This is a genomic window from Micromonospora sp. NPDC049903 (assembly GCF_044460945.1).
Taxonomy (GTDB): domain Bacteria; phylum Actinomycetota; class Actinomycetes; order Mycobacteriales; family Micromonosporaceae; genus Micromonospora.
Map to the genome: position 1 here is coordinate 1,050,579 of NZ_JBITKL010000001.1, position 13,806 is coordinate 1,064,384.

Genomic DNA, 13,806 nt, shown 5'->3' on the forward strand with positions numbered 1-13,806 from the left:
AGACCGTCGCCGGTCGGGCCCGCCTCACGGCAGCCGGGCCTCCACCCGTCCCTCGACCACCCGGGTAGGCAGGGTCTGCTGGTCGTTGCCGGACGGGCCGTGCACCACCTCACCGCCGTTGAGGCGGAAGGTGCTGCCGTGCCACGGGCACACCACGCAGGCGTGGCCGTCGATCTCGGTGACCTCGCCCTCGCCGAGCGGGCCGCTCTGGTGCGGGCAGCGTTCCAGCATCACGGTGACGTCCTCGCCGTGCCGATAGAGGATCACCGAGACGTCGTCCACCTTGCGGGTCACCAGTTGCCGCTGCGGCAGCGTGGCCATCTCGGCTACCGAGTGCCAGCCGTCGCTGATCAGGTGCAGGTCGGAGACGCTCACGTTCACCTGGGCACCCTGCTTGTACGCCAGATGTCCCCCCAGGTACGCGCCGGCTCCGGCGGCACCGAGCCCGAGCCAGCCGAGCGTACGACCGAGCTGGTGACGACCGGAGAACCGCGCGGCCACCGAGCCGGAGTAGAGGACCAGCGCGACGGTGTTCGACGCGGCGTGCACCAGGCCGACCCGACGCTGGTCACGGGAGAGCGCCGCCCAGTCGTTGAGCCCGGCGACAGCCGCCGGCAACGCGCTCACCGTGCCGATCGTGGTGAGCGCGGTGGCCGCCCGCCGCTGACCGGGCATCAGGTCCAGGACGGCCGCGCTCATCCAGGAGCCGACCGGCACCTGCACCATCGCCGGATGCAGCGGATGACCCAGCCACACCCCGTGCAGCAGGTCCCGGACCCGCTGTCCGCGCAGGGTACCCTGCACCGCTCGCTGCAACCGGTCACCGAACCGGTCCAGCCCGGACGCTTGCTCGATTTTCGTCAACAACGCTCGCACCCGTACCGACTTCCCGCCGTACGCGGTCGCAAACCGGTCGTCCGGGACGAATCGTCGACGACCGCGTAGCAGGCCCTCCCGCCCCCGCCCCGCCCCCGGCCCCGGCCCGGCGATCATGGAGTTGTGGTGGTGGTTCTGACCCTTCTATGGGCATTCAGCTGCACCACAACTCCATGATCGACGACGAGCGGATGGGTCAGTTGCGGTTGATGGTGAAGGTGGACGTGGTGTTGCGGATGTCCTGCCAGTTGTCGCTCAGCCGCAGGTTGGTGAAGGTGACCGAGCCGACCGCCGGGCCCTGACCCGCCTCGGGCATCTCGTTGACCCAGATCCCGAAGCCCGACTTGGCGTCGAAGGCGTCACCGCTGCGCCGGGCACCGCTGATCGACACGTTGGTGAAGATCGTGTCGGTGATCGGGTTCTCCGGTTGGCTGCCCGTGTACTTGGTCTGGAACATGATTCCCGAATAGGTCGGGTCCACGATGTCCACGTCACTGACGCGGATGCCCCGGAACTCCTTGGACGCGGAGAACACCCAGATCGCCGGGAAGGTCTGCGCGCCCCAGAAATGGCCACCGGCCCGGACCAACGAGATGTTCTCGAACCGGGTCGGTGGGCTGGACCCGAATCCGACGAACGGATATCCGAAGTCCAGCGAACTGATGGTGATGCCCGAGTACGTCAGCATGTCCGCGATGTAGAGGTTGCGGAACATGTTGTCGTAGCCGCCGTACACGGCGATCCCGGCCGCCCGCCAGGTCAACGTGGCGGTCAGGTTCTCGAACACGTTGCCGTGGTTGCCGGTCGACGCCCCCTGGTCGGTCGCGGAGAACAGCGCGAAGGCGTCGTCGCCGTTGGAGCGGCCCTCCGAGTTGCTGACCAGGTTGTCGGTGCTGCCGTTGGTCAGGTTCACCGCGTCGGCGAAGGTGTTCCGGAACCGGCTGTTGGTGATCTTCAGGCCGCTGACGCTCACCCCCCAGTACGCGCAGACCGTGTGCTCGACCCAGACGTTGTCCAGGGTGAGGTCGTCGACGTCCTTGAGTTCGCCCCAGACCTTGCCCGGACCGTCCTGCCGGACCGTGTAGTTGCCGAAGAACGCCAGGTGGGAGAAGGTCGACCCGCTGGCGCTCGGCTCCACCCGGAACCCGGCGTCGGTGTTCTGCTGCGACGACGGCGTCTGGAACCGGGTGAACCACATGCCGGCCCCGACGACCCTCACCGCCTTGCCGTACACCTGGAACTTCTGCGCGGTCTCGTACGTGCCGGCGGGCAGGTAGACACCGACCAGGTTGCCGGTGGTGTCCATCCGGACCGCGTCCAACGCGCTCTGCACGTCGGCATGGCCGAACCCGTTCGGCACCCGGTACCGCGCCGGGTCCGGGTTCTCCCGGGGAGTCACCTGCTCCAGGTCGACGAAGTCGACGGCGTACGTGGTGGTGTTCGCCGGGTCCTTCTGCAACCGGATCCGGCTGCCGGCCGGGATGGTGGAGTTGAGCAGCACGTTCGCCTCGTCGTAGAGGTGCCGGGGCGGCCCGGCGCTCGGCGAGTCGCTCGGGCTGGCCTCGGCGCCGTACAGCCAGATGTGCTTCGAGGTGAGGCTGATCGGCTTGTGCAGCACCCCGTTGACATAGATGTTCAGCGTCGAGGTGATCCCGCCGCCGTTCGGGGCGTCCGGGATGGAGAAGCGGGTGACCAGGGCGTTGGCGGGTGCCTTGGTGGTCCACTCGACGTACGCGCCGGTGGTGTTGAGGGTCACCGCCCGCCGGCCGGACGCCTCGCCGGCCAGGTCGCCGATGGTCCGGTTCGGCCCGATGACCTGGGCACCGCCGCCGACCGAGCCCTCCTCGGCCTCGTAGTGGTCGTACGGCAGGTTGGCGCCGCGTCCCACGAACAGCGGACGTTCGCTGGTGTTGTTGGCCCGCTTCACCGGCAGTTCGTTGGCATCGGCGGTGATCACCACCCGGACGGTGTACCGGCCGTTGGCCGCCGTCCAGGTGCCCAGGTCGACCGGGCTCGCCGTGGCACCCGCGCCGAGGCCGCCACCCACCGATCCGGTGAGCGTCCGCACCACCGTGCCGGCGTCGTTCAGTACCGTCAGCGTGATGCCGTGCGACCCACTCGCCGAGGCGACGGTGCCCTGGTTGCGCAGGGTCACCGTGAAGCGGACGGTGGTGCCCGCGCTCGGCGTACCCGGTGACCAGGTGACCGCCGAGGCGACCAGGTCGGAGCTGGCGACCGGGCTGACCGTCAGCCGGGTCGGGTTGGTGTACGCGTTGTTGCCCTCGTTCTGCTCGATCACCGTGTTCGCCGGATCGACCGTGGCGCTGAGCTGGTAACTGCCCGCGTTCCGGGCCGCGACGGTGGTCGACACGCTCGTCGACGCACCGGCGGCGAGCGCGCCGACGGCCGCCTGGCCCACCTTCGTCCCGTCCAGGGCGAAATCGACCGTGGTCGCGCCGGAGGCCAGGGTGCCCGCGTTGCGGACGGTGGCGGTGAGCGTGAGCTGGTCGGTCTCCACCGGGTTGGCCGGGGCGGAGGTCACCGTGGTGACGGTGAGGTCCGGGTTCGGTGCCGGGGTGCCGATCACCTGGAGTTCGGCGACCTGCCCGTTGGACGACCCGGTGTTGGCGGTGAAGGAGAGCCGCACGTCGGCGGCGGTCGCCGAGACCGGGATGGTGACCGTGTTGCTGCCCGCCGGGCTGAACGAGTAGTTCGCCGAGCCGACCAGCGTGCTGAAACCGGTGGCGGACTGCTCGCGGCCGAGCACCGAGAAGGTCTGGGTACGCGCACCCCACGCCGGGTCCGGGTTCAGCTTCACCACGATCGCGCTGACGCTGGCGTTGGCGCCGAGCGCGACCGTCAGCGTGCTCGGGTACGCGCCCGGCGCGCCCTCCCAGTAGGTGGTGACGTCGCCGTCGACGGCGTTGGCCGCGGCGAAGACGTGCACCATCGACGAGGCGGTGGCCGGCTTGCCGGCGGCCAGGTCGGTGCCGCCGGGCGTGCTGCCGACACGGGTCACGGTGTTGCTGTTGGCCGAGACGTTGCCCGCCGCGTCCTTGGCCCGGACGTGGTACGACACCGTGGCACCCGCCGACTGCGTGTCCGTGTACGTCAGCGTCGTACCCGACACACTCGCCCGCAGGGCACCGTTGGCGTACACGTCGTACCCGGTCACCCCGACGTTGTCCGTCGACGCCGACCACGTCAACCGGATCTGCCCACTCCCCGGCTCGGTGTACGCCAGGTTCGTCGGCGCGGTGGGTGCCTGGGTGTCGCCGGAGCTGCCGGTACGGGTCACCGTGTTGCTGTTCGCCGAGACGTTGCCCGCCGCATCCTTCGCCCGGACGAAGTACGAGACCGTCGCACCCGCCGACTGCGTGTCCGTGTACGTCAGCGTCGTACCCGACACACTCGCCCGCAGGGCACCGTTGGCGTACACGTCGTACCCGGTCACCCCGACGTTGTCCGTCGACGCCGACCACGTCAACCGCACCTGCCCACCCCCCGGCTGGGTGAACGCCAGGTTCGTCGGGGCGGACGGCGGTTGGGTGTCGCCGGTGGCCGGGCCGTACACCTCCAGCTCGGCCAGTTGCCCCGCCGACCAGCCGGTGTTCGCGGTGACCAGCAGCCGGACGTAGCGGGTCGCGGCCGAGCCGACGGTGACGGTCACCATGTTGTTGGCCGCGGGGTTGAAGGCGTACCCGGCGGAGGCGACCAGGGTGGTGAAGCTCGTGCCGGTGGTGCTGCCCTGCACGGTCACCGTCTGGGTGCGCGCGCCCCACCCGGCGGGCAGCTTGAGCACCAGCCGGTCGACGGTGACCGTGGCGCCCAGGTCCACCTGGATCCACTGCGGGAGGGCGTTGTTCGGGCTCTCCCAGTAGCTGGCCTGGTTGCCGTCGTTGGCGTTGGCGGCGACGTAGACGTCGGCGTGGCCGCTGGCGGACATGCTCCGACCGGCCGCCAGGTTGGCCGACGACGCGACCGCGCCGTACACCTCCAACTCGGCAAGCTGCGCGGCGGGCCAGCCGGTGTTCGCGGTGATCGCGATTCGCACGTACCGGGTGCTGGTGGCCGGGAAGTCGAGGGTGACGGTGTTGCCGCCGGCCGGGCTGAAGGCACGGCCCGCCGAACCGACGATCGCGGCGAAGGCGCTGCCGGTGGTGCTGCCCTGCACCGACAGCGTCTGGGTGCGGGCCTCCCAGCCGGTCGGCAGCTTCAGTTTGACCTGGTCGACGGAGTGGGCGGAGCCGAGGTCGACCTGCACCCACTGCGGGAGGGCGCCACTGCTCTCCCAGTAGGTGCCGGCGTTGCCATCGGTGACGTTGGCCGCGACGAACGAGCCGTTGACGCTGCTGGCCGTGGCCGCGCGACCGGCGGCCAGGTTGGGCCCACCGGCTGCGGCGGCGGGTGGGGCGGGCGCGGCGGTGAGGACGAGACCGACCGCGACGAGCACGGCGGTCAGCCGGGTACGGAATCTGGACATGGCGGATCGACACCTTCTTCCGGGGATGTGGAGAGGCGTTACCGGGTGGCGCTCTTGCGACGTGGGCGGGCCCCGCTTCGGCGTGCGGGGCCCGCCCACGGGTCAGGTGGCGTGGACCTCGAACTCGGCGATCTGCGCCGCGGGCCAGCCGGTGTTGCCGGTGACGCTGAGCCGCACGAACCGGCGGTCACCGGTGGACAGGCCGATCGACACAGTGTTGCCGGTGGCCGGGTCGAAGGTGCGGCCCGCCGAGGCGGCGAGCGTGGTCCAGGTGGTGCCGTCGGTCGAGCCGAGCACCGACACCGTCTGGGTACGCGTCTGCCAGGCCGACGACGGTGGCAGCTTGAGCACCACCCGACCCACCCGACGGGCGGTTCCGAGGTCGACGGTGAGCGTCTGCGGGAACGCGTTGTTGACGCTCTCCCAGTACGTGCCCGCGTTGCCGTCCACCGCGTTGCCGGCCGCGTACACGTCGACGTGGCTGGTCGCCACGACCGGTCGTCCCTGGGCCAGGTTCCCGGTCGGGGGCCCGGTGGTGGGCGGTGGCGTGGTCGGCGGCGGGGTGCTGCCGCCGTACACCTCGAACTCGGCGATCTGCGCCGCCGGCCAACCGGTGTTGCCGCCGACGCCGAGCCGGACGAACCGGCGGTCACCGGCGGGCAGGTTGATCGACACCGTGTTGCCGGTGGCCGGGTCGAAGGTGCGCCCCGCCGAAGCGGCGAGCGTGCTCCACGAGTTGCCGTCGGTCGAGCCCAGTACGGACAGCGTCTGCGTCCGGCGTTCCCAGCCGACCGGCAGCCTGAGCACGACCCGGTCGACGGAACGGGCCGCGCCGAGGTCGACGGTGAGCGTCTGCGGGAACGCGTTGTTGACGCTCTCCCAGTACGTGCCCGCGTTGCCGTCCACCGCGTTGCCCGCCTGGTAGGTCTGATTGTGGCTGGACGCGACGACCGGCCGTCCCTGGGCCAGGTTCCCGCCGGGAGGCGGGGTGGTCGGAGGCGGCGTGGTGGGCGGCGGGGTGGTCGGGGGCGGCGTGGTGGGCGGGGGGCTCGTCGGGCCGCCACCCCACTGCGGCTCCGGCCACGGACCGCAGTAAGGGTTGGCGGTGTACCAACCGGAGTTGCCGGCACCCTGGGTGATCTGGAAGCCGCTGCCCACGCAGTTGTGGATCGGGTTGGGCTGGGCGACGCCGGTGGCCCGTACGTTGGTGAAGGAGACCTGGCTCGGTGCCTGCACCTGGAGCGCGTACGTGCCGGTGCCGTCGATGCGGACGTTGCTGAAGCTGATGCCGCTGCTGGCACCCTCGATCCAGTGCAGCGCCGCGTACGAGCTGTCCAGGATGTCGGTGTCGCTGACCTGGATCGACGCGCCCTGGAGCGGCTCGTTCAACGCGGAGAACCAGATCGCGCCGACCCCGAACCGCCAGTTGTAGTCGGAGTTGCCGTTCCGGATCAGGGTGTTGCGCGCCACGGTGATCGTGCCGGCCACGGCGGTCGGCCCCTGCACCCCGGTGTACCGGTTGGCCACGTGGATGCCACCACCGTTGGTGACCGAGTCGGCGGTCACGTTGTCGGTGATCCGGATGTCCCGGCCGCCGTACGTGACCAGGTGGTTGGCGAGGACGGTCACGCTGATGGTGTTGCGGGTGAACGAGTTGCCCACGTTCGGCACGGTGTCCGCCCACATCGCCAGCGCGTCGTCGCCGGTGTTGCGGACGAAGGTGTTGGTCACCGTCGAGTTGGTGACTCCCCAGTGGAAGTTCACCCCGTCGGCGGTCTGGTCCAGGATCCGGCTGTTGCGGATGGTGAAGTTGTCCATCGGCCCGTCCATCCACGCGCCGACCTTGGTGTGCTGAAGCCAGAGGTTGTCCACCACCGAGTCCGACATCGCCCCGCCGATGGCGTTGACCTGGTCCTCGTCGACCCTTTCCCGGATGTCGCCGATGATGGCGAAGTCACGCAGCACCACGTTGCGGCTGGGTCCACCGGCCTCGTGCGGCCGGATCTCGCCCCGGTATCCGCCGCCGGTGACGTACTTGCCGTAGATGCCGGCGGCCCGCTTGCGGTCGGTGGGGTGCCGGCCGCCGAGCACCGAGTGCCACGGGCCCGCCCCGCGCAGGGTCACCCCGTCGACCACCACGTGGTCCCAGAGGGTGAAGGTGCCCGGCGGGATCCAGACCGTACGCCCCTGGGCCTTTCCGGCGTCGACGGCGGCCTGGAAGCGGGCGGTCGAGTCGGTCGCGCCGGTCGGGTCGGCACCGAAGTCGGTGACCACGTCGAGCACGTTCGCCGGTTTGGTGATCGGCGCGGCGACCAGTTCGAAGTCGGCCAGGTCGATGGTGAACGTCGGTGACTGCGCGGTCGACGAGACTTGGAGTCTGATCTTCGTGCCGGTCGGGTAGGTGGTGCCGAACAGGGTCCGGGCCTCGTCGTAGAAGTGGTGCGGGTTGACGTCGCCGGGGTTGTTGTTGAACGGGTAACCGCCGTAGTACCAGCCGTACTTCGAGGTCACCGGCACCGGCTTGACCAGGGTGCCGTTGGCCCGCAGGTCGATCGTGGCGTCCCGGCCGGTGCCGGCGGCGTTGTCCGGGAGGCTGTAGCGGAACGTCACCGCGTTCGCGGGTGCGGTGAGGGTGAACTCGACGTACTCCCCGACCGCGTCGAGAGTGACCGCCTCCCGGCCGCTGGCCTCCGACGGCAGGGTGCCGTAGCGGCGGTCCGGGCCGATCCGGGTGCCGGTGTGCGCGGCGTTCTCGGCCTCGTGCTCGACGAACGCGACGGTAGCGCCCCGACCGACGATGTCGAACGGGCTGAGCCCGGCGGCCCGCGCCGGGGTCGCGGTCCCGGCGACGGTGACGACCGTGATGGCCGCGGCGGCGAGGGCGGTGCCGGTGAGGGCGGCCAGCGCGGTACGGAACCGGTGTCCGGGTGGGTGAGGGTGGTGCGGGACGGTGTGGTCGGCCATGAGCGGCGCTCTCCCTTTCCTCAGGTGGCCAGGTACCCCCGTGGTGGTGGTGCCGGTGTCGCGGTCACCTCCTCGTCGGTGTCGGCCCGTGGCCGGTGTCGGCGGCGGGACGGAACCGCCGACACCGGGCGCGGGGCTAGGCGGATTCGGGCGCGGTCCGCAGCCAGACGGCGGTGTCCGGCGGCAGCAGGTCGTCGTCGAGCGGCCCGCTGGCGAGCAGCCGCTCGGTGTGCGGCGGCAGCGGCACCGCCACCGTGGAGAGGTTCACCACGCAGGCGAAACCGGGGTCCCGCCGGAACGCCAGCACCCCGTCCGGGGCGGGCAGCCAGGCCATCGGGCCGTCGCCGAGCGCCAGTTCGGCCCGGCGGACGGCGATGGCGGCCCTGTACAGCTCCAGCATCGACCGGTCGTCGCCGGCCTGCGCCTCGGCGGTGCGGTCCTTCCAGTCGGCCGGTTGCGGCAGCCACGGCGTGGCCTGCGCGCCGTCCGGACTGAAGCCGAACGGCGGCGACTCACCGGACCACGGCAGGGGTACGCGACAGCCGTCCCGGCCCGGGTCGATCCGCCCGGACCGCTCCCACATCGGGTCCTGGCGCAGCTCGTACGGGATGTCCTCGACCTCCCACAGCCCCAGTTCCTCGCCCTGGTAGACGTAGGCGGCGCCGGGTAGCGACAGGGACAGCAGCGCGGCGGCGCGGGCCCGGCGGGTGCCCAGTTCCAGGTCGGTCGGGATGCCCTCGCGTTTGGCGGCGAAGCTGAACGTGGTGTCCGCGCGGCCGTACCGGGTGACGTGCCGGGTGACGTCGTGGTTGGAGAGGACCCAGGTGGCCGGCGCGCCGACCGGCGCGTGGGCGTGCAGCGTGCCGTCGATGCTCTCGCGCAGCGCGGCGGCGTCCCAGGCGCAGCCGAGGAAGTCGAAGTTGAACGCCGCGTGCAGTTCGTCCGGCCGCAGGTAGGCGGCGAACCGCTGCCGGTCCGGCAGCCACACCTCCCCGATCAGCGCCCGCTCCCCCGGGTACCCGTCCGCGATCCGCCGCCAGTCCCGGTAGATCTCGTGCACCCCGTCGAGGTCGTGGAACGGGTGCGGCCGGTCCGCCGTCACCTCGGGCAGCGTGGCGTCCTTGACCAGCAGCCCGGCAGAGTCGATCCGGATGCCGTCCACCCCCCGGTCGAACCAGAACCGCAGGACGTCTTCGAACTCGGCGCGGACCCGGGGATGGTCCCAGTTGAAGTCCGGCTGCTCCGGGGCGAACAGGTGCAGGTACCAGTCACCGGGGCGGCCGTCCGGGTCGATGGTCCGGGTCCAGGTGGGGCCGCCGAACTCGCCGACCCAGTCGGTCGGGGGCCGGTCTCCGTCGGGGCCTCGTCCCGGGCGGAACCAGAACAGGTCCCGCTCGGGGGCGTCCGGTCCGCCGGCCAGGGCGGCCCGGAACCAGGGATGCGCGTCGGAGCAGTGGTTCGGCACCACGTCGACGATGGTCCGGATGCCGACCGCGTGCGCCTCGGCGATCAGCGCCTCCACCTCACCCAGCGTGCCGAAGACCGGGTCGATGTCGCGGTAGTCGGCCACGTCGTAGCCGGCGTCGGCCATCGGCGAGGGATACCAGGGGCTGAACCAGATCGCGTCGACACCGAGCGCGGCGAGGTGACCCAGCCGGGATCGGATGCCGGCCACGTCGCCGATGCCGTCACCGTTGCCGTCGGCGAAGCTCCGGGGGTACACCTGGTAGATCACCGCGCCTCGCCACCACGGACCGCTGTCTGCTGGGGACACGAGCACCTGCTTTCTGCATTTGGGGGGCTAGCCCTTGAGTCCGCCGGTGGTCAGGCCGGACATGATGTTCCGTTGGAAGATCAGGAAGATGACCACCGTCGGTATCGCGGCGATCACCGAGGCGGCGATCACCACGTTCATCGGGGTACCGCCGGCGAAGGCATAGATGCCGACACTGACCGTCCGGGTCTCCGGCGAGGGCATGACCAGCTTCGGCCAGAGGAAGTCCTTCCAGACGGCGGTCACCGCGAAGATCGAGACCACGCCGAGGATCGGACGGGACATCGGCAGCACGATCGACCACAGGGTGCGCAGCGGCGTCGCCCCGTCCATCAGGGCCGCCGACATCAGGTCCTCCGGAATGGAGTCGAAGAACCGCTTGAGTAGGAAGATGTTGAAGGCGTTGGCGACCAGTGGCAGCCAGATCGCGAACGGCGAGTCGAGCAGGCTGATGTTCAGGATCGGCAGGTCGATCACGGTCACGTACTGCGGGACGATCAGGACCATCGCCGGGATCATCAGCGTGGCCAGCATCAGGCCGAGGATCGCGGAGCCGAGCACCGGCCGCAGCTTCGACAGCGAGTACGCCGCGGCGGTGTCGAAGACGAGCTGGAACAGCACCGCACCGGCCGCGTAGTAGAACGTGTTGAACAGCAGCTTGGCCAGGGCCAGGTGGTGCCACGCGTCGACGTAGTTGCGCCACTGCGGGTCCTGCGGGACCAGCGTCGGCGGGGTCTGCGCGATCTCCTGGCCGGACTTGAGCGCGCCGGTGACCATCCAGTAGAGCGGGCCGAGGAAGACCAGCGTGAAGCCGACGACCACGACGGCGAGCAGCGTCCAGTAGATCGCCCGGCCGGGGCCGCGCCGGAGCTGCGCCTGCGAGATGAGGGTACGGGTGCCGGAGTCCTGTGCCATGGCGTCGGTGTCCTAGTCCTGTCTCGCGGTCAGCCGCAGGTAGACGGCGGAGAAGCCGGCCAGCACGACGAGCATGATCACGCCGAGTGCGGCGGCACCGTTGAGGTCGTTCTGGAAGAACCCGTGCTGATAGATCAGGTACGCGACCGAGGTCGCCGAGTCCTCCGCGCCCGCGCCGTTGGCCAGGATCAGCGGCTCGATGAAGAGCTGCATGGTGGCGACGATCTGGAGCATCGCCAGCAGGGCGAGGATCAGTCGGGTCTGCGGGATGGTGACGTGCCGGATGCGTCGCCAGATCCCGGCGCCGTCGAGTTCGGCGGCCTCGTACAGCTCACCCGGGATGTTCTGCAGGGCGGCCAGATAGATCAGCACCGCGCTGCCCATGTTCATCCAGGTCGAGGCGATGACCATGGCGGGCACGGTCATCTCCGGGGACTGCATCCACTGCGAGGTGGGCAGGCCCAGCCCCTTGAGGATCGCGTTGAACAGCCCGGCGTCGCCGGGGTCGTACGCGTAGAACTTGAACAGGAACAGGGCCGATGCGGGCGGCAGCATCACCGGCAGGTAGACCAGGATCCGCAGGTATCCCCGGGCGTGCCGGAACTCGTTGAGCAGGATCGCTACGAAGAACGGCACCGCGTACCCGAGGACGAGCGCGAGGCCGGTGAAATAGAAGGTGTTCTGCCAGGCCGTCCAAAAGCTGGGGTCGTCGAGGATGCGCAGGTAGTTGTCCCAGCCGACCCAGGTGGTCTCGCCGCGCCGGGTGCGCTGGAAGCTCATCACCACGCCCCGGACCATCGGGTGCCAGGAGAAGACCGCGAAGCAGAGCACCGCACCGATCAGGAACGCGTGCCCGGTGAGGTTGTCCCGGACCTTGCGGCCGAGGCTCGATCGCGCCGGCCCGGCCGGGGCCGGTGAGGGGGTACGCCGCGGGGCTCGGGTGGCGGCCGGGGCAGCGGTGATCGCCAAGGCAACTCCTGGTGGGGTGGGACGACCTGGGTGGTACGGCGGTGGTGCGGGTGGGGGCCCGCGGGCCAGACCCCCACCCGTGCGGGTCAGCCCTGCGCGGCGAGGAGTTGGTTGACCTTCTCCTCGGCCGTCTTGAGCAGCGCGTCGATGTCGGCGTTGCGGTTGGTGAGCACCCCGGACATCGCGGCGTCCAGGACCGCGTAGATTGCCTGCGCGTTGCGCGGCTCGCCCTTGATCGGGACCGGGTTCGCCTCGAAGATGGCGAAGTTCGCGGTGTCCACGTTCGCGTTCGCCTTGCGCAGTTCGAGTTCCTGCTTCTGGGCGTCGCTGCCGTTGCTGAAAAGCAGCGGCTGCGGCAGGCCGACCGGGTAGTTCTGCGGCTTGGCCCGGGCGTAGTCGAGCTGGCCCTTGCCCGGCGTCAGCTTCTGGTACGCGATCCACTTGAGACCGGCCCTGACCTGCTCCGGGGTGAGGTCCTTCTTGAAGAAGTAGCCTTCGCCGCCGCCGAGCGTGCCCAGTGCCGTGCCGTCCTGGCCGGGCAGCGGTGCCATCGCCCAGTCCTCGAACTTGCCCTGGAACTGGCTGACGATCGCCTGGGTGGTGTCGGGTGCGCCGACGAACATGCCGACCTTGCCCGCGCCGGCGTTGGTCAGCAGGTCGCCCCACTGGAGCAGCTGGCGGTCGCCCATGCTGTCGTCGCCGTACCGCATGTCCTTGAGGTTCTGCAGGACCTGGCGGCCCTGCGGGCTGTTGAAGGCGGCCTTCGTGCCGTCCTCGGTCAGCACCTGGCCGCCCTGCGAATAGAGCAGGGCGGTGAAGTGCCAGCCGCCGGTGTTGCCGGCGCTGTACTCGGCGTAGCCGGCGATCCCGCTGCCCAACGCGGAGATCTTCTTGGCCGCCTCCCGGACTTCGCCCCACGTCTTGGGCGGGTTGTTCACGTCCAGCCCGGCCTGCTGGAACAGCGCCTTGTTGTAGACCAGGCCCATCGAGTAGTTCTTCACCGGGACGGCGTAGAGCTTCCCGTCGTCGGTGAAGACCTCCTTGAGCGCCGGGTCGACGCTGTCCCAGGTCGGGATCGTCTCGGCGGTGGCGTACTCGGTGACGTCCATCGCCTGGCCGGAGTCGAGCACCTGCTGGAGGTCGGTCATGTACCCGTAGAACACGTCGGTCACCGTGCCGCCGGCCAGGCGGGCGGTGAAGTCCGGCGGGTTGTTGCACTGCTCGCCGACGCTGACGCTCTTGACCACGATGTCGGGGTTCTGCCGCTGGAACTCGGCGACGTCCGCGTTCCAGTTCTGGAGCAGTTCCTTCTGCGCGCCGACCGGCTGACAGTCGACGGTGATGGTGACCTTGCCGCTCGCGTCGTCACCGGCGTCGTCGCTCTTGGTGGAGCACGCCGTGAGGCTGAGCCCGGCCACGAGCGCCAACGCCGCAGCCTTCCGGTACTGCGGTACGGACATCTGTCCATCCCTTCGGGGGAACGAAGTGTCGCCGTGAAGTTCGCTGATCCGCGGTGATCGCCACCGCCGCGATGCCTGCTGCTGATCGGTGTCCTGACCCCGTGTGACTGACCGGGGGCCGGGTGTGAGTGGAGTCACTGTAGCGAGGGCGACTCATATCAGCAAGGTTTCGATCTGATGATGAAATTCCGCGACACTGCGTCGAGAGATGCTGACACAGCTGCTCGCTGGCACCACGACGACAGAGGCCGGCGCCCCCCCGCCGCCGGGGGGGGGCCCGCGGGGGGCGCGGGGGGGGCGGGCGGGGGGGGGGGGGCGGGGCGCCCCCCCCCCCCCCCCGGGGGGGGGGCGCCGGCCGGCGCGGG

General features: G+C 70.4%; 7 protein-coding genes. All 7 read right to left on the bottom strand.

Annotated features, from left to right (window positions below; all coding sequences use genetic code 11):
• Positions 1-24: 24 nt before the first annotated feature.
• Positions 25-876: a Rieske 2Fe-2S domain-containing protein gene (locus ACIBO1_RS04530; protein ID WP_396741524.1), complete on the bottom strand. Its 852-nt coding sequence runs from the start codon at positions 874-876 to the stop codon at positions 25-27.
• 196 nt (positions 877-1,072) lie between these two features.
• Positions 1,073-5,359, bottom strand: a complete 4,287-nt coding sequence (locus tag ACIBO1_RS04535; RefSeq protein WP_396741371.1) for a discoidin domain-containing protein — start codon at positions 5,357-5,359, stop codon at positions 1,073-1,075.
• Positions 5,360-5,461: 102 nt separating this feature from the next.
• The gene (locus ACIBO1_RS04540; RefSeq protein ID WP_396741373.1) at positions 5,462-8,323 is read right to left on the bottom strand and encodes a discoidin domain-containing protein; all 2,862 of its coding nucleotides are present in this window, start codon (positions 8,321-8,323) and stop codon (positions 5,462-5,464) included.
• 136 nt (positions 8,324-8,459) lie between these two features.
• The gene (locus ACIBO1_RS04545; RefSeq protein ID WP_396741375.1) at positions 8,460-10,097 is read right to left on the bottom strand and encodes a glycoside hydrolase family 13 protein; all 1,638 of its coding nucleotides are present in this window, start codon (positions 10,095-10,097) and stop codon (positions 8,460-8,462) included.
• 27 nt (positions 10,098-10,124) lie between these two features.
• Positions 10,125-11,012: a carbohydrate ABC transporter permease gene (locus tag ACIBO1_RS04550; RefSeq protein ID WP_396741377.1), complete on the bottom strand. Its 888-nt coding sequence runs from the start codon at positions 11,010-11,012 to the stop codon at positions 10,125-10,127.
• A 12-nt stretch (positions 11,013-11,024) separates the two neighbouring features.
• Complete coding sequence (locus ACIBO1_RS04555; protein ID WP_396741379.1) at positions 11,025-11,981, bottom strand: carbohydrate ABC transporter permease; 957 nt, start codon at positions 11,979-11,981, stop codon at positions 11,025-11,027.
• An 86-nt stretch (positions 11,982-12,067) separates the two neighbouring features.
• On the bottom strand, positions 12,068-13,441 hold the full coding sequence (locus ACIBO1_RS04560; protein WP_396741381.1) for an ABC transporter substrate-binding protein: 1,374 nt from the start codon (positions 13,439-13,441) through the stop codon (positions 12,068-12,070).
• Between the last annotated feature and the right edge of the window lie 365 nt (positions 13,442-13,806).